Origin of the sequence: Pontiella sulfatireligans, from assembly GCF_900890705.1 — a bacterium.
GTDB lineage: Bacteria > Verrucomicrobiota > Kiritimatiellia > Kiritimatiellales > Pontiellaceae > Pontiella > Pontiella sulfatireligans.
Genome location: NZ_CAAHFH010000002.1, coordinates 1,105,817 through 1,128,185 on the forward strand (window position 1 = coordinate 1,105,817; position 22,369 = coordinate 1,128,185).

General features: G+C 57.0%; 24 protein-coding genes. 8 read left to right on the forward strand and 16 right to left on the reverse strand.

Annotated elements, in window-relative coordinates; genetic code table 11:
* Positions 1–37: 37 nt before the first annotated feature.
* Entirely contained in the window at positions 38–1,273 is a 1,236-nt protein-coding gene (locus SCARR_RS17650) for a glycosyltransferase family 4 protein (RefSeq protein ID WP_168433404.1), read from the reverse strand.
* A gap of 145 nt (positions 1,274–1,418) precedes the next feature.
* Here SCARR_RS17650 and SCARR_RS17655 point away from each other — a divergent pair, with 145 nt between their 5' ends.
* The 6 genes from SCARR_RS17655 to SCARR_RS17680 all read left to right on the forward strand — a co-directional run bounded on the left by SCARR_RS17655 (position 1,419) and on the right by SCARR_RS17680 (position 6,919).
* Positions 1,419–3,902 (forward strand): response regulator, encoded by a 2,484-nt coding sequence (locus SCARR_RS17655; RefSeq protein WP_136062979.1) that lies wholly within the window; start codon positions 1,419–1,421, stop codon positions 3,900–3,902.
* Positions 3,899–4,327: a YcgN family cysteine cluster protein gene (locus SCARR_RS17660; protein WP_136062980.1), complete on the forward strand. Its 429-nt coding sequence runs from the start codon at positions 3,899–3,901 to the stop codon at positions 4,325–4,327. Before SCARR_RS17655 ends, SCARR_RS17660 begins: the two co-directional genes overlap by 4 nt.
* Before the next feature lie 77 nt (positions 4,328–4,404).
* A complete protein-coding gene (locus SCARR_RS17665; RefSeq protein ID WP_136064674.1) occupies positions 4,405–4,656 on the forward strand; it encodes a type II secretion system protein in 252 nt (83 codons plus the stop codon).
* Positions 4,657–4,881: 225 nt separating this feature from the next.
* Positions 4,882–5,271 (forward strand): HEAT repeat domain-containing protein, encoded by a 390-nt coding sequence (locus SCARR_RS17670; RefSeq protein ID WP_136062981.1) that lies wholly within the window; start codon positions 4,882–4,884, stop codon positions 5,269–5,271.
* A gap of 1 nt (position 5,272) precedes the next feature.
* Positions 5,273–6,160 carry an RluA family pseudouridine synthase gene (locus tag SCARR_RS17675; RefSeq protein ID WP_136062982.1) on the forward strand — a complete coding sequence of 296 codons (888 nt, stop codon included), beginning with the start codon at positions 5,273–5,275 and terminating at the stop codon, positions 6,158–6,160.
* A gap of 297 nt (positions 6,161–6,457) precedes the next feature.
* Positions 6,458–6,919 (forward strand): cupin domain-containing protein, encoded by a 462-nt coding sequence (locus SCARR_RS17680; protein ID WP_136062983.1) that lies wholly within the window; start codon positions 6,458–6,460, stop codon positions 6,917–6,919.
* Between the two features lie 250 nt (positions 6,920–7,169).
* Here the strand turns inward: SCARR_RS17680 and SCARR_RS17685 are convergent, their stop codons facing one another.
* From SCARR_RS17685 to SCARR_RS17745, 14 genes are all read right to left on the reverse strand, one after another.
* Positions 7,170–7,565, reverse strand: coding sequence for a putative periplasmic lipoprotein (locus tag SCARR_RS17685; RefSeq protein WP_136062984.1), 396 nt, complete (start codon positions 7,563–7,565; stop codon positions 7,170–7,172).
* Positions 7,562–10,669, reverse strand: coding sequence for an efflux RND transporter permease subunit (locus SCARR_RS17690; protein WP_136062985.1), 3,108 nt, complete (start codon positions 10,667–10,669; stop codon positions 7,562–7,564). Before SCARR_RS17690 ends, SCARR_RS17685 begins: the two co-directional genes overlap by 4 nt.
* A 79-nt stretch (positions 10,670–10,748) precedes the next feature.
* Positions 10,749–11,978 carry an efflux RND transporter periplasmic adaptor subunit gene (locus tag SCARR_RS17695; protein WP_136062986.1) on the reverse strand — a complete coding sequence of 410 codons (1,230 nt, stop codon included), beginning with the start codon at positions 11,976–11,978 and terminating at the stop codon, positions 10,749–10,751.
* A 2-nt stretch (positions 11,979–11,980) separates the two neighbouring features.
* The gene (locus tag SCARR_RS17700; RefSeq protein WP_136062987.1) at positions 11,981–13,186 is read right to left on the reverse strand and encodes a TolC family protein; all 1,206 of its coding nucleotides are present in this window, start codon (positions 13,184–13,186) and stop codon (positions 11,981–11,983) included.
* Positions 13,187–13,237: 51 nt separating this feature from the next.
* Positions 13,238–13,576 carry a hypothetical protein gene (locus SCARR_RS17705; protein WP_136062988.1) on the reverse strand — a complete coding sequence of 113 codons (339 nt, stop codon included), beginning with the start codon at positions 13,574–13,576 and terminating at the stop codon, positions 13,238–13,240.
* Complete coding sequence (locus SCARR_RS29325) at positions 13,573–13,764, reverse strand: type II toxin-antitoxin system HicA family toxin (RefSeq protein ID WP_136062989.1); 192 nt, start codon at positions 13,762–13,764, stop codon at positions 13,573–13,575. The genes SCARR_RS17705 and SCARR_RS29325 overlap by 4 nt, the downstream gene beginning before the upstream one ends.
* Positions 13,761–13,973, reverse strand: a complete 213-nt coding sequence (locus SCARR_RS17715; RefSeq protein WP_136062990.1) for a type II toxin-antitoxin system HicB family antitoxin — start codon at positions 13,971–13,973, stop codon at positions 13,761–13,763. Before SCARR_RS17715 ends, SCARR_RS29325 begins: the two co-directional genes overlap by 4 nt.
* A gap of 111 nt (positions 13,974–14,084) precedes the next feature.
* Positions 14,085–14,249 (reverse strand): rubredoxin, encoded by a 165-nt coding sequence (rd, locus tag SCARR_RS17720; protein ID WP_136062991.1) that lies wholly within the window; start codon positions 14,247–14,249, stop codon positions 14,085–14,087.
* A gap of 96 nt (positions 14,250–14,345) precedes the next feature.
* Positions 14,346–14,429 carry a rubredoxin-like domain-containing protein gene (locus SCARR_RS29575; RefSeq protein WP_407984854.1) on the reverse strand — a complete coding sequence of 28 codons (84 nt, stop codon included), beginning with the start codon at positions 14,427–14,429 and terminating at the stop codon, positions 14,346–14,348.
* A 14-nt stretch (positions 14,430–14,443) separates the two neighbouring features.
* Entirely contained in the window at positions 14,444–15,631 is a 1,188-nt protein-coding gene (locus SCARR_RS17725) for an FprA family A-type flavoprotein (RefSeq protein WP_136062992.1), read from the reverse strand.
* Positions 15,628–16,059 carry an RrF2 family transcriptional regulator gene (locus SCARR_RS17730; protein ID WP_168433405.1) on the reverse strand — a complete coding sequence of 144 codons (432 nt, stop codon included), beginning with the start codon at positions 16,057–16,059 and terminating at the stop codon, positions 15,628–15,630. Before SCARR_RS17730 ends, SCARR_RS17725 begins: the two co-directional genes overlap by 4 nt.
* Positions 16,060–16,190: 131 nt before the next feature.
* Positions 16,191–17,591, reverse strand: coding sequence for a lipase family protein (locus SCARR_RS17735; RefSeq protein WP_136062994.1), 1,401 nt, complete (start codon positions 17,589–17,591; stop codon positions 16,191–16,193).
* Between the two features lie 206 nt (positions 17,592–17,797).
* Positions 17,798–18,994, reverse strand: coding sequence for an amino acid aminotransferase (locus SCARR_RS17740; RefSeq protein ID WP_136062995.1), 1,197 nt, complete (start codon positions 18,992–18,994; stop codon positions 17,798–17,800).
* A gap of 67 nt (positions 18,995–19,061) precedes the next feature.
* Positions 19,062–20,228 (reverse strand): nucleoside-diphosphate kinase, encoded by a 1,167-nt coding sequence (locus tag SCARR_RS17745; RefSeq protein ID WP_222846359.1) that lies wholly within the window; start codon positions 20,226–20,228, stop codon positions 19,062–19,064.
* Between the two features lie 75 nt (positions 20,229–20,303).
* On the opposite strand from SCARR_RS17745, the gene SCARR_RS17750 reads away from it, so the two are divergent.
* A complete protein-coding gene (locus SCARR_RS17750) occupies positions 20,304–21,614 on the forward strand; it encodes an RsmB/NOP family class I SAM-dependent RNA methyltransferase (protein WP_136062996.1) in 1,311 nt (436 codons plus the stop codon).
* Between the two features lie 75 nt (positions 21,615–21,689).
* On the opposite strand, the gene SCARR_RS17755 is transcribed toward SCARR_RS17750, so the two are convergent.
* Positions 21,690–22,007 carry a hypothetical protein gene (locus SCARR_RS17755; protein ID WP_136062997.1) on the reverse strand — a complete coding sequence of 106 codons (318 nt, stop codon included), beginning with the start codon at positions 22,005–22,007 and terminating at the stop codon, positions 21,690–21,692.
* A 160-nt stretch (positions 22,008–22,167) separates the two neighbouring features.
* Here SCARR_RS17755 and SCARR_RS28285 point away from each other — a divergent pair, with 160 nt between their 5' ends.
* Positions 22,168–22,320 (forward strand): hypothetical protein, encoded by a 153-nt coding sequence (locus tag SCARR_RS28285; protein WP_168433406.1) that lies wholly within the window; start codon positions 22,168–22,170, stop codon positions 22,318–22,320.
* Positions 22,321–22,369: the final 49 nt, after the last annotated feature.

Consider the following 22,369-nt stretch of genomic DNA (forward strand, 5'->3'; position numbering starts at 1 on the left):
GCCAGTCTTTATAAGCAAATTTGTGCGCACCGCCCGCTTACTTGTTTCTCATAACGCTCTCATAAACGGAACGAATGGAATCCGCCGCCACGGACCAGCTGTATTTGGCCGAGACCTCTGTAAAAGCGTTTGCCGAAAGGCGGCCCCGGAGCGCCTCGTCATCCGCCAGCCGACCCATGCAGTCGGCCAGCACCGGTTCATCACCCGGCTCCGCGAGCAAAATATTTTCTTCGTGCTCCGCAAAGCCGGGGATGCCGCCAACGCGGCAAGCCGTTACCGGAATGCCGGCCGCCCACGCCTCCAGCACCGCAATGCCGAAGGGTTCGTGATGCGAGGGAAGCACAAACTGCTCGGCCGCCGCGTAGGCGCTCGGCAGCAAAGGATCACCAGGCGACAACCCCTCGATCAGCTTGACCCGACCGGCGAGATCCAACCGTTCGACCTCGGCGACGACCTCATCGCGGTAGGCCTCGACCGTGACCGGCCCGATGAGCACCAGCCGATGATCGGGATGATGCTGGGCGAAACGGGCAAAAGCGCGCACCAGCCCGAGCTGGTTTTTTTGATAGTCGATGCGCGCGACGCACAGCACGATCTTTTCTGTGGATTGAAAGCCGAAGGCTTCGCGGAACAACGTCGCGTCCGCACCGGCAAAACGCGGAATATCGACTCCGTTGGGTACATAGAGCACCGACTTGCCCGGGAAACGGCGCTGCACCTCCGCCCGCTCGTTTTCGCCCACGCAAATGATTGCATCAGCATCCTTGAGCACCCGGCGCGCGCCGAGAAGAAGGCCAAACGCCCTGCCCCACTCCAGCTTGCCCTTGAACGGCGCCATCATTTGGCGGTTTTGCTCGGCCGGCACCGTGAAGCATCCGCCGTGGATGCTCACGACATAGGGAATGCCCTTCAAGCGCGCCGCTGTACGCACCATCCCGCCGAGCCGGTGCTGCACGTGAACGTGAATAAGCGAGAGGTTCTTCTCGCGCAGCAATCCGAAAAAGAGCGGAAGCGAGAGCGGGCTGCCGCCTTTGAGCCTAAGCTGGCCCTTCGCCTCTGCAGACAGCCCAAACCAGGGGAAGACATAACGGAAGCGCTTTACCGGAATCCCGTCGAGAACTTCGTCGCCCGGCGCAGAAAACATCGCTGTACAAAAAACAACGCTCTCCACGCCCTGCCGGGCCAGCTCGCGGGCGACGTTGAAAACAACGCTTTCGGTTCCTCCCCATTTATCAGGGAAAGCCCGCCGCATCACATGAACCGTTTTTTTCAACTCCGCCATACCACTGAATATAGAGCAAACCACCAACGCGTGGAAGTCCAAGTTGACCGAGACGAATTCGCAGGCGAATTCGCCGGCGTGTTTTTGTTTGCCGAATCTTTGACTAACCCTATAGTTTTGTGATTTGGATTATTTTATGTCGATTTGCTTCCATCGTTTGATTTTGAGCCTCAGCACAGGGTTGCTGGTTGGCGCAGCGTGCGCCCAGCCACTCAGCGAACGGAACCGCGATTACCTCGAACGGCACGGAGAAATCGTTATCGTCTCCCAGCCGAGCCACGCACCGTTCGAGTTTGTCCGCAAGAAGCATCTCAGCGGCATGAACGTCGAGTTGCTGCAATGGATCGCGGCGGACATGGGCCTACGGATCCGCTTCGAAACCGCCCCATTGGCAGAAGCCATGGAGATGGTCAAAACGGGCAAGGCCGATGCCCTCAGCAGCATCTTTTTCTCCGACTCGCTCGACGCCGATTTCGACTTTACCGACGTCATCAAGGTCACCCCCGTCACCCTCTATGTCCACAACGACCGCAGCGACATTACCGGCATCGAAAGTTTGGAGGGCCGGCGGGCGGCCATCATGGGCTCTGGCCACGTCCTGGAAATCCTGCAGCAAAAGAACATTTCCTGCAAAACGCGGTTTGTGTCCACGACGATGGAATGCATCAAGCTGGTGGAGACCGGGCAGGTGGACGCCATGATTGCGAACGAGCTGGTCACCCAGCACTACATGTATTCCACGGGAAAGAGCGAGCTGAAGATCGCGGGCGACCCGCTCTTCAACGTACGGCTCTGCATGGCGGTGAAAGCGGGCAACCGCGAGCTGCTCAACATTCTCAACAAGGGCATTGCCGAGGCACAGCGGAGCGGCACCCTTAACCGCATCCAGGCCAAGTGGGTGGGATCGGCATATTCGAACGATCCGCCGCCGCACGGAACCCTGTTCAAAGCCGTAGCGGCTGTGCTGATGGCAGTGCTCATTGTTTTGTTTCTATTTCTGGCATGGAACCGCAAGCTGCAACAAAAAGTGGCGGAGCGGACCCGGCAGTATGCCGACAGCGAAGACCGCCTGCGGCAGATTTTTGAAAATTCGCCGGACGCCGTCTTTGTGCTCGAAAAAGACGGAACCATCGTCAGCGCCAACGCCCGCGCCTGCAAAAGCCTGAAAATGTCCAAGCAGGAGCTGCTCGCTAAAACCATCTACGATCTCGCGCCATCCGCCCTCTACGATGAAGTGGCCGGCAACATGGCGCAATGGTTTTCCGGCAAACTGACGCAATGCGAAGGCGCGGCGCTTGCTGCAGACGGCTCGGTGAGCCCGATCGAAATGACCGGAACCCTTCAGCAGCTGGGTGGCCGCCAAGTGCTGCAGCTGCACGCACGCGACATCACCCTGCGCAAAGAGGCCGAAGAAAAAATCCACGCCGCGCGGTCCATGGCGGAGGACGCCAAAGAAATGGCGGAGCACGCCCGCGAAATCGCCGAAAACGCCAGCCAGGCTAAAAGCGAATTTCTCGCCAACATGAGCCACGAAATCCGCACGCCGCTCAACGGCATTGTCGGCATGGCGCAGCTCCTCTCCGACAACAAACTGAACAACGAACAAAAAAACTGCATCGAGACCATTCAGCAATCCTCCGCCGGACTGCTGAAAATCATCAACCACGTGCTTGATATTTCTAAAATCGAGGCGGGCCAAATGGATGTCCGCGAGACCCCCTTCGACATGCGCGAGCTCTGCGCCAACCTGTGGAGGCGCTTCCAGCCACAGGCTGAAAGCACCGGGATCAGTTTTAACTGCAACTGCCAGGACGATGTGCCGCTCTACCTCGTCGGCGACGAAGGGCTGCTGGAGCAAATCCTCGTAAACCTTCTTGGAAATGCCCTGAGATTCACCCACAAAGGCTCGGTTACACTCAACATTGAATGCCACAAAAAAACTTCGGCAGGCGCTGAACTCTACTTCCAGGTCATCGATGCGGGCATCGGCATCTCGAAAGAAAAGCAGCGGACCATCTTCGAAAAATTCATTCAGGCCGACGGCTCGGCGAAACGGCTGTACGGCGGCACGGGGCTCGGCTTGGCCATTTGCAGGCAGCTCGTCGAGCTGATGGGCGGAAAAATCGGACTGATCAGCTCCATCGGCCAAGGCTCGACCTTCTACTTCAACCTCACCCTCTCGCAGGCCAACCGCCCGTCCGCCCTCAAGAAGCCTCAAAGCGAAACAGCAACCGTCGCGGAGCGCAAGGATGTGAAAATCCTGCTGGTGGAGGACAACAAAGTCAACCAGAGGGTGGCCATCGCCATTCTGCGCAAGGCCGGCTGCCAGGTGGATGCCGTGGACAACGGGCAGGACGCCATCCAGCAGATCCGCGAGCAGTCCTACAACCTTGTACTGATGGACTGCCAAATGCCGGTGATGGACGGCTATGAGGCTACCGCGAAGATACGCTCCATGCCCGAACCGCTCTGCAGCATTCCCATCATCGCCATCACCGCCCACGCCATGAAGGACGACGAACAGAAATGCATCAACAGCGGCATGGACGACTATATCCCGAAGCCCGTCAGCCGGCAGGCGCTCATCGACCTCATCAACAAGCATGCCCCTCTCCAATGAAGCCGTTCTGGGAAGCCAAAAAACTCCACGAGTTGGATCAAAACGAATGGGAAGCCCTCTGCGACGGCTGCGCCAAATGCTGTGTCCACAAACTGGAGGTCGAAGAGACCGGCAAAGTCCACTATACCTGCGTGGCCTGCCGCATGCTCGACATCAACACCTGCCGTTGCATGAACTATGAAAACCGGCACGAACTCGTCCCCGACTGCGCCATGCTCTCGGCCGGCAAACCCGAATATTTTGAATGGATGCCCGAAACCTGCGCCTACCGCCTAATGCACGAAGGACAGCCCCTGCCTGAATGGCACCCGCTCATCACCGGCGACCCGCGCTCCGTCCACGAACACGGCGCCTCCGCCCGCAAAAAGCTTATCCCTGAATTCCTCGCCGACGAAGCGCACCTCGAAAAATACATCGTTGATTAGCCGCAGAACGCCGGAATCCATCCCTTAGTTCACTCCGGCATGAACATTGACGTATCTTATGCTCTTTATCTGGCATGATGCAGGGAAAGAACAGAGCAGAAAATCAGCAATCTCAAGGCTTCACATTGGTTGAAGTCATGATCGGGGTTGCCGTCATTGAGCTTTTGGCCAGCATTGGAATCCCCTCGTTCAGCAAGGCTCGGGAAGGAACCGCCACCAACACCTGCCGGAACAATCTGAGCCAAATGGGAACGGCTTGCTGCTACAACGGCCTAAATGAGCCCGCCGCCTGCGAGAGCGGCATCGCTTCACATACGCTGCAGCCCTAGCCCGATTGAGATCCCCGAAAAAATATAGCCCTCAAAAAAAACAGCGCATGGAAAGGGGAAGAACCATGCGCCGTTCTCGACATGCAATGCATGTCTCAGGGAGTTGTTGCATAGTGTTTGACTGCCCCCTACCGAAAAGGTTCAAAAAAACACGGCTTTTCCCCCGATTTATTTCATTGAGGCTGGAATACATGATACGCTTGCCGCAAAACGACAGGAAAATGAATGACGACAGACCGCAAATTTAAAATCGCCATGCTCATAATGGCACTGACTGTCGCCGTATTGTACGGCTTTGGGTGCCGGCTTATCTTTACTCAGGTTCAACAGGTTGCGCGGGAAGCCCAGGCCTCCTACGGGGGCGAACCGGTTCCGGCCCTGATTGCCTTGGTTGAGGACGAACAGGCGCTTTTTGAAAAAAGAAACACCGCCATCTGGGCGCTGGGACAGATTTGCGACAAACGGGCATTGCCGGCGCTGCAACGGCTCGAAACCAGCGAAATCCAGCATCCGCCCTACGATTCCACATCGTACATCGTCCAATATTCAATTAAAAAGGCCCGCAAGCAAATCAACGGCTTTACCGTTACCCGCTGGATGTACCGCTGGCTGTAGAATGATCATCCGAGAAACCCATCTTGTTCCTGAAAACATACGCGATGTGCGCCTTTCGGACTATGCGCAGACGGCGTTCCCGTCGATCCCCTCCCGCAAAGGCGCTGCAAAGGCGGTTAAACGGGGTGAAATTTTGATGGATGGCGGTGTGGGCCAAAGTGGCGACTGGGTGCAAACGGGGCAGCTTCTTGAGCTGGTCGATCTACAGCAGCGCGTCCCAAAAACCTATCGACTGCCGTTGGAGGTGGTATTCGAAGACGACCATCTGGCGATAATCAACAAACCTCCGGGCATCGAGGTGAGCGGCAACAAGTTCAAAACCGTTGAAAATGCGCTGTGCGGCAGTCTGGCGTCCTCATCGGCGGCGGATGCCCTGCCCTGGCCTCGGCCGGTGCATCGGCTGGATTATTCCACCAGCGGCTTGCTGTTGGCGGCCAAAACCGCCGGCGCACAGGTTTTTCTGGGCCGGCAGTTTGAGGAACGCCAAGTCCACAAGCGCTATTGCGCCGTGGTGGCGGGCCGAATGGAAGCATCGGGGGAAATTGACGAACCGGTGGACGGTCTTCCTGCCCTCAGCACCTATGTTGTGCACGAGACGGTTCCATCGCTCCGCAGCGGGCACCTCACTTTGGTTGACTTATTTCCATCCACGGGCCGAACACACCAGCTTCGCATTCATATGGCCTCCATCAACCACCCGATCGTCGGCGACCAGAAATACGGCACGGCCGGAAACGTGCTGAAAGGCAAAGGGCTTTTTCTCGCATCGATTGAACTCCGGTTCGTGCATCCCGCAAGTCAGGAAAAACTGGCCATATCCATCGATGCCCCCCCAAAGTTCGACTCACTGCTCCGGCGGGAACAAGCCCGCTGGGCCAAATTTCACTGAGCACTACTGGAATCATCCGCAAACAAAGCGCCAAAAAAGAATGCGACCGGCAACATTTATCCTATTTTCAGTTGCCCTCCAACCTTGGCTCTCGTAGGTTCCGTCGCAATATAAAGAACGGGCTGGATTATGGTTATGAAACTTTGCAATTCGCCAACATTATCAACTTCTGAGGAATCAGTTTTGCGCCGACCGCTGCTCCCATTTCACCTCCTGCGATCTCGGCAAAAGCTTTTGCTCCGGTTAAACAAGCGCCCGCATCTCCGTTGAATTTCGACGGGTGGGGGATCTGTTCTCATGCATGAAGAAACCGCACAGCGCTGGATCAACGAACTGGAGCTCGAACGCCATCCGGAAGGAGGCTGGTTCCGGCGCACGTACACCTCGGAGCTAAGCATCGGTTCTCGCCCTGCCATGACCTCAATCCATTATTTGCTCGAAGCCGGTGATTTTTCCGCTCTGCACCGGCTAAAGCAGGATGAACAATGGCACTTTTATTCCGGCGAACCGCTCATGCTGCACATGATCAGCCCCGATGGCGCGCTCTCAGCCACCAAACTCGGCCCTCAAGGCCCATTTCAGGCCACTGTTCCGGCCGGTCATCTATTTGGTGCATCCGTCGAAACTGCTTATGCGTTGGTTGGCTGCACAGTGGCGCCGGGCTTTGATTTTTCCGATTTTGAAATGCCCTCCCGCGCGAGTCTGCTGGCGGATTTTCCGGAACATGAGCTGTTGATTCGCAGGCTGACCCGAATTTAACCGCACAATCGCTTTAGGCAAAAAAAAGAACAGCGCGAGGAAAAGAGGAGGGAAACCCCGCGCTGCTCAAGTGAAACCCAAACCAAGAGCTTCGTACACTATAACGTTGCTGCTCAGGAGTTTTTGTACACTTTTTTTAAAAAACATGCCCCACACCGCATGAAACGACCAGTCAGAACCCGTATATTGCTTATTATGATCATCTTACGCCTACTCCAAAAAATCGCGCCCCTCAAAAAAAACTCTCTGTCTATCGCGGGCATGCCGCATACAGCCCGGCATGGTGGATCAGCTGCACCTTTTTAAACCCGGCTTGGACGAACTCAGCCGATACGGCGAAACCCGGCCTTCGCAGGCTCTTGCGGGAAAAGATGTTGATATCAGGCTGGGACTTCATTTCTTTCAGCACCTCGCCGTCTTCTCCTAAAAAAGCAATATCAACGTGCCCCGCCTGCCGCACCATGGCCGACATGGGGTGCAACGTCCCCGCAACCTCGACGACGCCGGCCCCTTGCTGCACCGAAACATTTGTAATCATCACCTCGCGGCTCGGCTCAACCGCGATGGCCGAATTCGATTTCATAGTGGAACAGCCGGCGAGCGAGAGCGCTCCGCCGGCCACACACGCCATCATATATTTTTTCATTTGCATCCTCCCGCCTTCATACGGCTCGATCCATTTTCCAACCTGTGCTCCACCCACTCGTAAATGGCAGGCAGCACAAACAGCGTCAGAAACGTCGATGAAGTCAGGCCAAATACCACCACCGCCGCCAGCGGACGCTGCACCTCCGCGCCGGCGCCGCTGGAAAGCAGCAAGGGCAGCAAGCCGAGCAACGTCGTGAGCGTGGTCATGATCACCGGGCGGAAGCGAATCAGGCTTCCATTCACTACAGCATCGTGAACCCCCTGCCCTTCCTTGCGCAGATCGTTGAAGTCGGTCAGCAGCACCATGGCGTCCTGCATGGCGATGCCGAACAGCGCAATGAAACCAATAGAGGCCGGAACGGACAAATACTGCCCGGTCGCCCACAGGCCGATCACCCCGCCGATCAGCGCCAGCGGCACGTTGAGCAAAATCATAAGCGCATGCCGAACGCAGCGGTAGGCAATCCACAGCAGCATAAAAATGGCCACCACAACAATGGGCACGATAACCGTCAGCCGGTTCATGGCCCGATGTTGCTGCTCGAACTGGCCGCCGTATTCAAGGAACACCCCTTCGGGCAGGTCGATTTTTTCGGCCACAGCCGATTGGATGTCGGCGAGCACCTTGCTGAGTGCGCGGTCTTTTATGTTGCCCTGAACAATCCAGCGGCGCTGGTTATGCTCGCGGTTGATTTGCAGCGCGCCTTCAACCATCTCGATATCGGCCAGCTGGTCGAGCCGCAGCAGCGCGCCGTCGGCCGAGCGGATGAAGAGCTGGCTCAAGGCATCGGGCGTAGCGCGGAACTCGGGGGCATAGCGCACGTGGATGCCGTAGCGCCGCGTGTTTTGATACAGCGTGCCGACCACCCGCCCGCCGACCGCGGTTTCTACCAGCTCCAGCACCGTTTCGCCGGAAACGCCGTAGCGCGCAAGCGCCTCGTGATTGAGAACAACCTTCACCTGAGGCTGGCCGTAGCTTTGCTCGACAGAAAGGTCGACCAAGCCGTCGACGCCTTCGATGGCTTTCCCAATCTCTTTGGCCACGAGGCGGATCTGCTCCAGCTCCTCGCCGTAGACCTTGATGGCCAGCTGCGCCTTGATGCCCGAGAGCAGTTCATCGAACTGGTTTTGGATCGGCTGGGACAGGTTGATCTGAACGCCGGGATAGGCGTCCAGCCGTCCGCGCAGTTCGGCCGCGATCTTGGCCTTGTCGGCATCCGGCTCCAGTTCAATGTGCAGCTCGGCAAAGTTGACCGGGTGCGGATGGCTTCCGGCCTCGGGGCGTCCAATCCGGGCAATGACCTCGTCCACGCCTTCGATTTCCAGCAGCTCACGGGTTAGCCGCTTAATGGTCCGTTCGGCTTCTTCCAGCGCAATCGACGGCGCCATGTTGGCCGTAACCATGATGGAGCCCTCCTCCAGCACCGGAATAAATTCGGTGCCGATTTTCCGAAGATTGGAAAACGCCAGCACCGATAAAATGACAACGCCCACAAAAACCGAGGCCTTGAACCGCAGCGCCCCCACGAGCAGCTTGCGGTAGCCGTTTTTCAATGCTTGGAAAAACTTTGATTCCTTGTAGGGCTTCTCGTTCAGCAGGAAGCTCGCGAGCACCGGCGCGATGACCAAGGCGAAAACAATCGAACCTCCCAGCGCCAGCATGACGGTGAAGGCCAGCGGCTTGAACATTTTTCCTTCGACCGCCTCCAGCGAGAGGATGGGAAGGAAGACCACGATCACAATCATGATCGCGAATGCGATCGGCCGGCCGACCTCCTTCGTCGCATTGAGAATCAGCTGCAGCCGATGCTCTTTGCCTCCGTGCTTAAGCCCGAGAAAGCGGTGGATGTTTTCCGTCACCACAATCGCGCCATCCACCAGCAGGCCGAGTGCAACGGCAATGCCGCCGAGCGACATCAGGTTGGCCGAGATGCCGAAGCGGCTCATGCCGATGAAGGCCACCAAGGCGCAGAACGGCATGGCGAGCGAAACAATAATGGCGGCGCGGAAGCAGCCGAGGAAGGCAAACAGCACCAGCAGCACCAGCACCATGCCCTGCAGCAGCGCAACCTTGACGGTGCGCGTTGCATTGTCCACGAGGTCCGCCTGCTCATAGTACGGCACCAGCTTCACACCTTCAGGCAGGCCCGCCTGCACCTGCTCGACCTTTTCATAGAGGGCTGCAATCACCTCCGACGAATTGGCCCCGAACAGCTTCATCACAATGCCCGACACCACCTCTTCGCCTTCGCCGATAGTCACCACGCCGCGGCGCAGCGCCGGGCCATACTCAACTTCGGCGACGTCTGAAATGGAGACCGGCGTGCCGTTGAAGGTTTTCAGGGTAATCCCGCGGATATCGTCCAGATTGCGCAGCAGGCCGATGCCCCGAACAAGGTGCTCCTCGGAATTCATCTGCAAATACTGTCCGCCCACGTTGCGGTTGTTGGCCTGCACGGCCGTCACTACGTCCTCGACCGCGAGGCCGTACTGGTGCAGCAGATAGGGATCCAGCGCAATCTGGTACTGCAGCACATGGCCGCCAACGCTCAAAATATCCGTCACGCCCGGCACGGTCTGCAGCTGGCGCTTCACCACCCAGTCGTTGACGTCGCGCAGATAGGTCAGTTGCTCCAGTCCGCCGGTATCAGCACCCTCTTCCAGTTCAAGGTAGTAGAGAAACACCTGCCCGAGCCCGGTCGAGATCGGCCCCAGCGCCGGCGGCTCGCTCAGCTCCGGCAGATCGGCCATGGCCGCGTTGAGCCGCTCCGAAACCAGCTGGCGCGCAAAATAGATGTCGGTGTCGTCGGTGAAATAGACATAGACCACCGCCATGCCAAAGGCCGAGGTCGACTTGATCAGCGTAACGTTCGGCAGCCCGTTCATCGCAGTTTCGATCGGATAGGCCACCAACTGTTCGACCTCCTCCGGCGCCATGCCGCCGGCTTCCGCAAACACCGGCACCATGATGGGCGAAATGTCCGGAAAGGCCTCGACGTCAAGCTGGCGGTATTCGTAAACACCCAGCCCAACAACCCCGAGCAGGGCCAGCAGCACCAGCCCGCGATTCCTTAAAGCCGAATTAATTAATTTTTCAATCATCAGATTTCCAATTTCACATTTCAGATTTCAAGTTTCACATTTCAGATTTCAAGTTTCACATTTCAGGTTTCAAGTTTGATCAATGTCCATGGCCGGCGTGGGGATCCATGCCGCTGGTGACCATTTCAGCCTTCAGCGCAAACGCGCCGACCGCCACATATTCATCACCGGGCTTCAGGCCGCTCTTGATTTCAACATGGTGCTCATCGGCAAGCCCAAGCCGCACGGGCGCAGTAACGAAACCGTCGCCGCTGCGAGTAAACACCACGGATTCGCCTTCCAGGCTTTGGATGGCTTCGCGCGGCACCGCGACCGGAACGTCAGCCGTTTCCACATTGATGCGCGCCCGCACAAAAGCGCCGGGCGTAAAGTCCTCGTCCGCGCCCTCGAGCACGCAGCGGGCGGTGAAGGTTCGGGTTTCGTGCGATATGATCGGACTGATATACTTAACCGTTCCAGATGCGGTGTGCCCATCATGCGCAATGAACTTGACCGGCATGCCCTTGCGCAGCAGGTGCTGATATTGGGGAAAGATGCTGATATCGGCCCAGACGCTGGAGAGGTCGCCAACCTCGAACAGCACCTTGTCGTCGTTCGCCGTTTCGCCAACCGCAAGATCCTTGGAAAGGATGACGCCATCCAGCGGCGCGGAGACGGTATAGACCGCCATCGTTTCGCGGTTTTCGAGCGAAGCCAGAACATCGCCCTTCCTCACCGTGTCGCCGATCTCGGCGAAGACCTGGCGAACGATGCTCGCATAGCGCGGGGAAACCGCCGCGGTTTGGTCGCGGTTCAATTTGATCTCGGCCGGGAAGACCGTTGCCAGGCTAATCGTTCCACCTTCGGCCTTGTGGATTTGAATACCCACCTTCTGGATCATTTCCTCCGTAAGCTCCAACGCAGCAGCCGCTTCGCTGCCGTGGTCATGGCCGGCATGAGCGTCGAGCTCTGCTTCTTCAGCAGCATGATCGCAGCCAGCATGATCTGCATGCTCCTCTTCGAGAGCTTCGCTGTCATGGCTTTCGTGGTCCGGCTTGCCATCGCCATCGTGGTCGTGCGGGACTGCACCGGACGCATGCTCGTTTCCGGCATCTTCATCATGCTCGAGGCTTTCATTACTGCCATGATCGTGATCACCTTCGGCATCCTGGGCTTCCAATCCCTGGAGGCCCGACAACGTGAATTCCTTCCCGGATGCGGCCTTTTCGAGGCACGACGGGCAGTCGCACGCCAATTCTGTCTTCTCTGTTTGCTGGCCATAAGAGCCAGCAACTAGGCCAAGCAGTGCAATAAGTAAATATTTTTTCATTTCTACATTCCTTCCTTCATAAAACGATGGATTTCAGCACGAGCGAGATGAGCATCCTTAAGCGCGTCGATCTGGCGGATCCGGATGTCGGCCAAGTTCTGTTGCGACGCGATTAGCTCAACCCATGAATAGCGCCCGGCCTCATAGCCGGCCCGGCTGAGCTGATAGGCCTCTTCTGCCTTGGGGATCAGTTTGTCGCGCGTCATTTCCGCCTCAAGCTTCGCACCTTTGTAAAGCGCGGCGATGACGGAAAGCCCCTGCTGCAGCCTGCGGCGGACTTCTTCGCGCTCCGCTCCGAGCGCATCGGCACGCAGCAGCTGCGCCGCCTCTTCAACACGACCAGAACGGACAAAGTTCAACGGAATTTTTGCACCCAGCACAAACGTGTTTACATCCTCCGCCGCCTCATACTTGTACCCAGCCGCCAGAGTAATATCTGTTGCGTCCTGGGCCTTTGCCCGTTGCGCCTGGGCGCGCGTGACGGCAATGCGCGCATCCATCCGTTGGAGTGCGGGATGCGATGCAGCAATGGCGCCTGTCTCAACCGTATCGAGCGTGTAATAGCCGCCGGCCAGCTCGCCCAACTCCTTTTCAGAAATCCCGATCAGGGAAGCGAGACGGGTGCGGGCGGCTTCGAGATCGCCAAAGCAACAGGTCTGGGAAAGGAGGATTTCCTCCAGCTGCAGTTCGGCCTGCACCAGTTCCATCTCCGATGCGCCTCCGGCCTCAAATCGGGTCTTGGCCACCTGCACAAAAGCGCGGCCGAGCTCTTCCTGCTCTTCGCGCACGCCGCCGACTTCCTGCTGTGCCAGAACTTCGATGAAGGCCAACCGCACATCAGCCAGCAGCATCAGTTCCTTTTCGGCCTCGGCCTGGAAGGCTATGCCGATGGATTCCTGCGCCACGGCACGGGCATGCTTTCGCTTGCCGCCGCGCTCAAAGGTCTGCATGAGCGCGATGGTATATTCCGTGTCGTTGAATCCATCGAGATCGCCACCGACCCCTTCGGCCTCAAATTCGAGTTTGGGATTGAGCCAACGGCCGGCGGCGCCAACCGCCTTTTCTGCCGACTGCGTATTCAAACGCGCGGCCCGCAGTTCAGGCGAATTTTGACGGGCCAACTCCAACGCCCGATCCAAAGTTAATGGCTCGGAATCCGCGATTCCGACCAAGGCCACGCTGCAGAGCAGCACTATATATTTCTTCATGATGAACTCCTGATTAATGCTTCTTCGTTCGTATTGAGAAACGAAGACGGATCAAATCAGGAGCTGGACGGTCTGGAGGGAGGCAAGAAAGCCGGAGACCGAGGGAGGGATCTGCCTAACGACAGGTTTTAGTTCTGTGAAGATGAAAAGCTGAATCGGGGAAGACGGCATGCTGGCCGATGCGGAAGCGACGGTCAGTTGCAGCGGCATTTCAGGCGCATCGGCGCATGGGGCCGCGTCGCACGAATGGCAGGAGCAGGTATGTGAAGCGCAGAGTTCTGCTCCGGTCGCCGCGTCGTGGGCATGCTCGGCATGGCCGCGCGCATGAACGCACGGCATGGCCGCAAACAGCAACGCAACCACAACCAGAATGTGTTTCAATAATTTCATTTCTTGATTTTTGGAATCCTGAGATCCCTGCAAATCTTATTCGCCAAAATATCCTGAACTTCCGAATGACGGGGAACTGCCGATCTCGTGTTTAACTCAACATTGCCCCACCACGAATGCCGTCCGCCTTCTCGAATCAACGAGCATCCATGTTTTCGAAGATGCTTCAGCAACTCCGAACGTTTCATACCACCAAAGCTTCCTCAGAGTAACCTGTTAGCGCTGCATCGATGGCTTCCTGCTTATTAAAAGCCAGAGCCTCACGCAATGTCACCTTCAAGCTTTCTAGCAAATCGGTGCGGTTTTTTTCCTGACAGTTCACGCCGGGAACCTCTTCAACCCAACCGATCCACCAACCATCGACTTGCTTTGTTAGCGCTGTGTACTGGTTTTGCATGGCATGTCTACTATCTCATTCTGCAACGGTATTCAAGACAAGGATGAATCCGTTGTGTTCAAAAAAAACCGCCCTGAGCAAACAGGACGGTTTCTTCAATCGACGACCAACTTAGTCTTCGATAACGGAGAAGTCGTCTTTGCCGACGCCGCATTCGGGGCATTCCCAATCATCGGGAATATCTTCGAATTTGGTGCCGGGGGCGAGGCCGCTGTCAGGATCGCCGATTTCCGGATCATAGATCCAGCCGCATACATCGCAGATATATTTCTTCATGGTCATTACTCCTTAGGTTGAAAATATGCGCCGATAATTCCCATATTTGGCTTTTGCCGCAAGGCCATTTTGCGCCGAATTTCACCCTGTCCGCCACTAAGCGTCCGAACGGGTGTACTTCGAGTCCGGCGGGGCCTCCCCTGTATGCACGTGCCCGCAAATTGAACATAGCCATTCCATAGCCTGTTCCTAGGTTATTTGTACTGCTCGGCATATTTTCCCAGCATGCGTCCCGCCTCCCGGCACTCCTCGAGCACTTCAGGGGTCGGCACATACTGGGCACGGATCGGATCGCGCATAAGCTCGATCTTCATCTCCTTCATCGATTCCTCTACGGCGGCCGCACCGCCACGACGGCTCCAGCCATAGGAACCGAACGCGAAGCCCTTCTTGTTGGTCGGGCGAAGTCCGGACATGTAGCAAAGCACGCCGGCCATGTTAGGCATCAGCGAGTTGTTCAGCGTCGGCGATCCAATGGCAATCGCCGCGCAGTCGAGCACTTCGGTAACGATCTTCGTGGCGTGGGTGCTATCGACGTTGAAGAACTGCGCCTCAACAGCGCACTCCTGCGCGCCTTCGAGGATCGCTTCGGCCATTTTTTCGGTCGATTTCCACATCGTCGCATAGAGCACGATGATTTTCGGGCGAGGCTTGCAGACGACATAATTCTGGTAGGCCTCGAAAACTTCTTTGATGTGGCTGCGCCAGATAACCCCGTGGCTCGGAGCAATCATTTCGATGTCCATTTCGGCGGCGCGCTCCATCGTCTGGGAGATCGGACGGCCATAGAGCATTACGATATTGGCGTAATAGGACTTAGCCTCCTGCAGAATGACGTCCAGCGACTCTTCGTCGTCGAAACGGAACGCCGAGGCATAGTGCTGGCCAAAAGCATCCATCGAAAACAGCAGCTTTTCTTCCGGCACATAGGTGAACATCGACTCGGGCCAATGGACCATCGGCGTGTTGACGAATGAAAGCGTGCGCTTCCCTAGCGAAATCGCATCGCCGTCACCCACCACACGCCACTTCCAGTTGGAGGTGTCGAAGTGCATTTCGAGTGCCGTTTTGCACTTGGCGTTACAGACGAGCTCAGCCTGCGGGCAGGCCGCCATAAGCCCCGGCAGACCGCCGGAGTGGTCGGGCTCGGCATGGTTGCAGACCACATAGTCAATGTTTTCGAGGGGTATAAAGGCCTTGATGTGCTCGATGAGCGTTCCAACGTACGGTGCTTTCACCGCATCGATCACAGCGCACTTTTCGTCCTCGATCAGATAGGAATTATAGGTTGAACCGCTCTCCGTCTTGTAGCCGTGGAAGTCGCGGACCGTCCAGTCTACATAGCCGACCCAGTTGATTCCTTCTTTAAGTGTCGTATTCATTTAGTTGTTTTTCCCCAATTGGATTCATTCGCCAGCTGCGCCAACGTTGTTTGTTCAAAGTAGTCTCGCACTTGCCGGGCCAACCCCGGCAAAAGCGCCCCCAAGACACAATCGGTGCGAGGGCAGACATCTTTACCAAAAAGACACGGGTTGCAAAGCATAGACCCTTCCATAACCTCGTAAATTTCAAGCAAAGTGATCTTTCCGGGCGCCTTGGCCAGCCCCACACCGCCCGACGGACCGCGCTGGGAATGGATCAGCCCGGCCTTGGTCAACCGCTGGTGCACCTTCGCCAAATGGTGCCGAGACGCATCGAACAGTTCGGCAATTTCGGCGGTGGTTGACTGCCCCTGCGGATCGGTCGCCAATTGGACCATCGAATGAAGCGCCAGCGCCGTTGCATCTGAAATTTTTATAATATCTGCCATCGTTCTCCACATGCCAAATAGGCATTGGCGTACCTATTTACGTAAATAGGCCTCGGAGATCAATCCAAAGATGCAAAAAAACACAGTCCAGTCGCGAAGAACAGGCGCTTCATCGCTTCCTCCGCGCGAGGCTATCGCAACGAATCGAGCCACTGCTTGGCGGCGATAATGCAAGGAAAGAACCCTCGCGAATGCGTATAGGAACCCATGTCCACGAGCTGGACGCTCGCAGCCCCTCGCGCCACAAAGTTGGATTGGGCCACCACGGCATTCTGGAATGGGACGATCTCGTCGCCGGAGCAATGGTACAGCCGAGTAGGGGTTTCGGGTACCCAGTCGCGATACAGGTCATTGGCTTCAAGTGCACTCCGCAGCGAATTCAGCGAGTTGGTCGTGAAGTCATTGATCCAGGCCGGCTGAAAAATTTCACGCGGGATTCTCGGCATGGCCGCGTCAATCTCATTACCGGAGTGCGTCCCGTCGAACAACGAGAGAAGCGTAATGTCATAGGGCGACACGAGCACGTCCGATACGGACTCATAGAGGTCGTAGATGGCATCATACGCGAAAAGGAGATAGGGCACATACTCCCGGCCACTATATTGAACCGGCTGAATCATGGAGTCGGCCATCGTATTCGACAAATCGTAGGGCCCTGCCATTGGGGCCGAAGCAGTCAACGGAAATTCCGTGGCGTGGTGCAGCTCGATCTCTCGCTGAAGCGCCATCGTCGCGTGGCCGCCTTGCGAGTACCCGAAAATAAAACACTGTCCGTTGGGTTGAATCATCTGGTTGTTGAACAGGAATGTTTTTACCGCGCGCAGCAAATCCACGGAGGCAACGGCCTCTGAGCGGGCGTGCACATAGGGATGAAGCCCCAGAGCCCCCTCCCCAAGTCCTACATAGTCCGGCATGCTGACAATGTAGCCGTCCCCCGCCATCAGGTAGCCGATGCTGTGATCGCCTGAGTCAGTATTCGAGGGCGACTCAACCTTCTTGAATAAGGTGCCATGCTGATAGGAAACGAGCGGCCCAGACAAGAGGAGACCGGGGCCCGTCGGAACGGCCACCGCACCCAATGCCAATGTCGATATCCCACGGTGGTCAAACGTCTCGTAGATCAACTGATAAATCGAGACGTCGTAGATTGCCGTAGGCTCGATTTTGAAAATGGATCGTTCCATTTGTCTGATAGCTGCGGCAGACATGGAGCCAATCAGCTTATAGCTCGAGATCAGCCGCCCTCTGTTTGCCGCAACCACACGCATAAATCCAGCGTCCGCATCAACGGTCACCGTGCAGCCTGTGCCGGCAATCGGCCACAAATCGACGGGAGGAACATACCGCCACGTGTCGTCTAATGACGCCGTTGCTTTCGCCGCATACCCGTAGGTGCCCGCCAGCCCCATCCATTTCAGCGCAACTTCCCCCGCCGAAATCACCTGCATGTCCAATTGGATTTCGTTCGTGGCCCCCAGACCGGGAGACGTCAGCACAACTAAATTCGTCAGCATAGCCACAAACCGTTTCATCAATTATTTCTCCAATTCCGTAATGCCCAAACTCAAGCGGCAATCGTAAAAAACCTGGATCTCCGGGGCGACGCAAAAAGAACACGGACTTTCTGCGCGTGACGCGCCGGCTAGAGAGCTCCTGACACCTCTGGGAGATCAACCCAGACACGCAAAAAAACGCTTGGCGGAAAGCCGGGCGCTGCCTTTCCTCTTCTTAGAAAACCCTATGCCTTGAGCGCCTCGGCAATGGAGTCGCAGACATAGTCGATGTTGCCGGAAGTCAATCCAGCCACATTGATCCGGCCGCCGCCCACGATATAGATGCCCTTGTTTTCCTTAAGCCAGGCAACAACCTCATTGGAGAGCCCGCTGAACGAAAACATGCCGCACTGCTCCTTGATAAAAGAAAAGTCCTGTTCCACACCGCGCGCCGCGAGGCCGTCGACCAAGGCCGACCGCATGGCTTTAATGCGCTCACGCATTTCGGCCACTTCGCCGACCCATTGGTCGTAGAGCGCCGCATCGTCGAGCACGGCACTGGCCGCTTGGCCGCCGTGCGCCGGCGGGTTGGAATAGTTCACGCGAACCGTCAGCTTTACATGGCTGAGGACCACTGCAGTCTCTTCGGCGGACGGCGTTACGATGGTCAGTGCACCGGTGCGCTCGTTATACAGCCCAAAGTTTTTCGAGAAGGAGCTGGCCACCAGAAAGTCGATGCCGGCGACGGCAAATTTTTCAATGGCCGCGCGATCTTCTTCGATGCTGGCGCCGAAGCCCTGGTAGGCAAAGTCGAGGAACGGCGTCCAACCCTTGGCCACGGCCACGGCCACGACGGCGTCCCACTGCTCCGCAGAGAGGTCAACGCCGGTGGGGTTGTGGCAGCAGACGTGCAGCAGGACAATGTCGCCGGCCGGCACGGCTTCGAGTCCGGCCAACATGGCGTCAAAGTTGACGTCCTTGGTTTCGGGGTTGTAGTAGGGATAGTCCGCCAACTCGAACTTGGCTGCCGTAAAAATCCCTTTATGGTTGGCCCAAGTCGGAGTGCTGACCCAAACCTTGGCGGTCGGGTTAAACTTTTTAAGCAGGTCGGCGCCCACGCGCAGCGCCCCGGTGCCGCCCGGCGTGTGCATGGTGGCGGCCCGTTTGGAGCTGATGACTTCGTTGTCGGCCCCGAAGAGCAGCTTCTGAACGTTCGCGGCATACGCCGGACTTCCTGGAATTGGAAGATAGCTCTTGGAGGCTTCGATTTCGACCAGCTGCCGCTCAGCGGTCTTGATGCTCTTGAGAATCGGCGTAACACCTTGGTCATCTTTATAGACGCCTACGCCCAGATTGACTTTCCGAGGGTTCGAATCCTTCTTAAAGGCTTCCGTCAGCCCCAGAATGGCATCGGCCGGAGCCGCTTCGATTTTTTTCCACATTGTTTTCTTCTCCGTGATGCGTAATGCGTGATGCGTAACCTAAAAATTACGCATTACGGATTATTCGTTAATTATAATAACATTCGTACCACCGCTTAACGGTGTCTTCCTGAACCTTCACAATACCGATTTCCCGCAGCGCGTTTTCCGCCGAATCGGAGGCATGCGCGGCATTGACCATAATGTTCGTGCCAAACTCCTTGCGCACCGAGCCCGGCGCGGCCTTGCTCGGATCGGTCGGGCCGAGGATGTTGCGGATTTTTTCAACTGCGTTCTCTCCGGCATAAACCAACGTCATGCAGCGGACCTTCCCTTCGGCGATGGTTTCATCGCCGGTAATGTCCGGCGCCCATTGTCCAGTCATGAAATTTATGATGCTGTAGAACTGGTGGTCGCCGAAAGCCGGACCGAGAGACTTGGCAAGCGCCTGCTCTACGACGTCGGGCATCGCAAAGTCAAACTCCTCCTGCAGCACCTTGCAGGCGCGCTCCACGGCCATGCCGCCGAGCTTTTCGCGCAAAACGGCCTGCACTGGACCGTAGAACTCCAGCGCCTCGGCGAGACTCATGCGGAGCAGCTTGGCACCGATCAGGCGCAGGCCGGAACGCGAAAAGAGGTCCATGATGTTGCCGGGGCGGGAACTCGGAAAGGTAAAGTTGTCGGGCTTGATGATCACCAGCGTCTTCTGCACATGTTCTTGGTCGGCCAAGCTGATGGCGTTGTCGAGAATGCCGCCGGCGGCGGCGGAATGTTCTGCCCAAATGCCGAGTACCTCTTTGACCGACTGCGTGTTCGGGCCCACCAGCACCGCCGGTTCAAAATAGGTCACGGAACCGTCGTGCGCCTTGATGAAGTCGCCGAAGGTGCCGCGGATGGTGTCGGCGCTTTCGATGGAGTCTTCAAACCCGCCCACGGCATCGCGCAGCTTGCGCACGGCGTTGTCGCCCTCGAACAGAAGCAGAAGCACGCGGTGAACCTGCCCTTCCTTGGTGGGCACAAACTCGCGCTCGATGTATTCGGAGAGCAACTCGCGTATTTCCGGCCAGATTTCTTCGTTGCCGCGGATCAGCTCGGCATGGCGTTTAACCAGCTCTGGGCTGGGCCCAAACATGCGCGCCGCCACCAAATCCAGACCGGTTGTGCTCAACAACCGACCCAGCACTCCGCCCGTGCGCGATTTGCGCAAGGTGTATGGAGTCACCAATACATAACCAAGTTCCTTTGACATTTTCATCCTTCTCCAGTATTGAACCGTTCTAGTTTTTAATACCTACCCACGATAACCTGCACAACATTGAAATGCGACTTTATGGATAAAAATACTAAACCTAACGCCCTTCCTGAAAAAGTTGTGCGCCGCCATGCCGAAATGATTGCCGAGCTGCTGCCCGCGCTGACCCGCCTTGTAATTGAGGAAGGAAGGCCCGCCGATACGCTGCTCAACCGGCACCTGCGAGACCACCGGGAACTGGGGTCGCGAGACCGCCGCTTCCTCTCCCAGGCCATCTTTTCTTATTTCCGCTGGTACGGCTGGACCGTCAACAAGCTTGGCCTTGGCCCCTCCGAAGCCTGCCTGCTCGGCAGCGCGCTCGACTCCGACGAGCTTAGCCAGAGCATTCAATTCCTGGCCACGCGCTGCAAACTGGGCTTCAGAGCTGAACCCATGGGATATATGAGCGTCGCCGAAAAACGCAACACCCTCAACGAACGGCTTAAAAACACGCCGGACTTCCAGCCGTTGGAGTTGGCCGATCTGGTGCTCCCCGACTTTGCCGCCGTGCTCAACCCCGACGTGATCGACCAATGCATCGTCGAATTCCAACAGCGCCCGCCCACCTGGACTCGGGCGCGCACCGATCCGGCCGAATTCATGAAGACCTTGGCCAAGCACAAAATTTCAGGAGCGGAACATAGCCGCGCCGCCGCCGCCGTAGCGATCGAAGGCGGCGTCAGCCTTACCCATGCGCTCGGCTCGAACAACGCGCAATATGTGGTGCAGGACATCTCCTCGCAATGCGTCGGCCTCGTCTGCAACCCGCAGAAAGGCGAAGACTGGTGGGACTGCTGCGCCGGCGCCGGCGGAAAATCCATCCAGCTCATCGACCTGATGCAGCAGGAGGGCAAGGTTCTCGCCAGCGACATCCGCATCCCCGCGCTCAAGGAACTCAAGAAGCGGACCCGGCGCTATGGCATCAAAAACATCCGTTCCCAGCCCTTCAACGCCATTAACGACGAACCCTTCCGCAAAACCTTCGACGGCGTGCTCGTCGACGCCCCCTGCTCCGGCTGGGGCACTTGGTCGCGCAATCCCGACGCCCGGTGGCGCGCCTCGCGCCGCGACGTCATCCAATGCGCCGGACGCCAGCTGAAGATTCTCGACAACGCCAAATGGTGCGTGAAGCCGGGTGGCGTTTTAGTTTATGCCGTCTGCACTCTCACCCGCCCCGAAACCGAAGAAGTCGTCATGAACTTCCTCGACCAGCATGCAGATTTCAAACTCGATCCCTTCGTCCATCCGCTCACTGGCGAAATGACCGATGGAAAGATGCAGATTTGGCCGTGGGATGCCTCCAACGACGCCATGTTCATCGCCCGCTTCATCCGCAAAGAAGACTCGTAGTCCGTAAGGGTATGCAGTCCCGCCTTTAGGCGGTTTCTGCGGACTGACCGCCTAAAGGCGGGACAACGAACCTATTCACAAGCTTTCGCAATAGTCGATATCGGTGTTTTCGAACGTCATGCGGCCAAGGCGCAGTTGGAGCGATTCGGCTTGGGGCGGCGGAAACAGGAGCGAATCGAGAACAAGCTTGCCTTCGAACACCTCATCCCATCCGCGCAGGCGCAACCGTACGCGCCGGTTGAGAACAATGCCGAACTTTTCCTCCACCCGCTGGATCGCCAGCTTTTGCTCAGAAAGGAACTGAAACCAGCCTTCCTCGCCGAGATCGCGCGGGAATTCAAGCAGATCGTCGGCGGCAAAATTAAAATCAAGCTGGTCTCTAGAATCGTCCATTGCGCGAAAAGATAGACCAAAAACCGGCGTTTGAAAATTGGCTTTCTCTATTTTCTAGCAATCCGCAATATCCTGCCCGCAGACAAGAATTCCTTTTCATTGTGCTTGAGGGCGGTGTGGAAGAAAAGGATACTGCGAGCCTTTAATAAGGAGCCTAATTATGAAACGAACCATCGCCCTCTTTTGCTTGGCGGCAACAGCCTCTCTGCTAAGCAGTTGCGTCAGCCGAACCACCACCACCGGTCACGATGACCGGGTCGTGGACAAGAAAACCCTCTGGATTTGGCAGAAAGAATTCCGCAATCCAAAATAAAACTCTCTTTTACAAGATCCGAACGATTCACCGAATCTCACTCTGCAGG

Bases quoted from the DNA above. Each gene is read 5' to 3' on its own strand.
- SCARR_RS17655 (WP_136062979.1), top strand. From the start codon at position 1,419: ATGTCGATTTGCTTCCATCGTTTGATTTTGAGCCTCAGCACAGGGTTG.
- SCARR_RS17660 (WP_136062980.1), top strand. From the start codon at position 3,899: ATGAAGCCGTTCTGGGAAGCCAAAAAACTCCACGAGTTGGATCAAAAC.
- SCARR_RS17665 (WP_136064674.1), top strand. From the start codon at position 4,405: ATGCAGGGAAAGAACAGAGCAGAAAATCAGCAATCTCAAGGCTTCACA.
- SCARR_RS17670 (WP_136062981.1), top strand. From the start codon at position 4,882: ATGACGACAGACCGCAAATTTAAAATCGCCATGCTCATAATGGCACTG.
- SCARR_RS17675 (WP_136062982.1), top strand. From the start codon at position 5,273: ATGATCATCCGAGAAACCCATCTTGTTCCTGAAAACATACGCGATGTG.
- SCARR_RS17680 (WP_136062983.1), top strand. From the start codon at position 6,458: ATGCATGAAGAAACCGCACAGCGCTGGATCAACGAACTGGAGCTCGAA.
- SCARR_RS17685 (WP_136062984.1), bottom strand. From the start codon at position 7,565: ATGAAAAAATATATGATGGCGTGTGTGGCCGGCGGAGCGCTCTCGCTC.
- SCARR_RS17690 (WP_136062985.1), bottom strand. From the start codon at position 10,669: ATGATTGAAAAATTAATTAATTCGGCTTTAAGGAATCGCGGGCTGGTG.
- SCARR_RS17695 (WP_136062986.1), bottom strand. From the start codon at position 11,978: ATGAAAAAATATTTACTTATTGCACTGCTTGGCCTAGTTGCTGGCTCT.
- SCARR_RS17700 (WP_136062987.1), bottom strand. From the start codon at position 13,186: ATGAAGAAATATATAGTGCTGCTCTGCAGCGTGGCCTTGGTCGGAATC.
- SCARR_RS17705 (WP_136062988.1), bottom strand. From the start codon at position 13,576: ATGAAATTATTGAAACACATTCTGGTTGTGGTTGCGTTGCTGTTTGCG.
- SCARR_RS29325 (WP_136062989.1), bottom strand. From the start codon at position 13,764: ATGAAACGTTCGGAGTTGCTGAAGCATCTTCGAAAACATGGATGCTCG.
- SCARR_RS17715 (WP_136062990.1), bottom strand. From the start codon at position 13,973: ATGCAAAACCAGTACACAGCGCTAACAAAGCAAGTCGATGGTTGGTGG.
- rd (WP_136062991.1), bottom strand. From the start codon at position 14,249: ATGAAGAAATATATCTGCGATGTATGCGGCTGGATCTATGATCCGGAA.
- SCARR_RS29575 (WP_407984854.1), bottom strand. From the start codon at position 14,429: ATGGAATGGCTATGTTCAATTTGCGGGCACGTGCATACAGGGGAGGCC.
- SCARR_RS17725 (WP_136062992.1), bottom strand. From the start codon at position 15,631: ATGAATACGACACTTAAAGAAGGAATCAACTGGGTCGGCTATGTAGAC.
- SCARR_RS17730 (WP_168433405.1), bottom strand. From the start codon at position 16,059: ATGGCAGATATTATAAAAATTTCAGATGCAACGGCGCTGGCGCTTCAT.
- SCARR_RS17735 (WP_136062994.1), bottom strand. From the start codon at position 17,591: ATGAAACGGTTTGTGGCTATGCTGACGAATTTAGTTGTGCTGACGTCT.
- SCARR_RS17740 (WP_136062995.1), bottom strand. From the start codon at position 18,994: ATGTGGAAAAAAATCGAAGCGGCTCCGGCCGATGCCATTCTGGGGCTG.
- SCARR_RS17745 (WP_222846359.1), bottom strand. From the start codon at position 20,228: ATGAAAATGTCAAAGGAACTTGGTTATGTATTGGTGACTCCATACACC.
- SCARR_RS17750 (WP_136062996.1), top strand. From the start codon at position 20,304: ATGGATAAAAATACTAAACCTAACGCCCTTCCTGAAAAAGTTGTGCGC.
- SCARR_RS17755 (WP_136062997.1), bottom strand. From the start codon at position 22,007: ATGGACGATTCTAGAGACCAGCTTGATTTTAATTTTGCCGCCGACGAT.
- SCARR_RS28285 (WP_168433406.1), top strand. From the start codon at position 22,168: ATGAAACGAACCATCGCCCTCTTTTGCTTGGCGGCAACAGCCTCTCTG.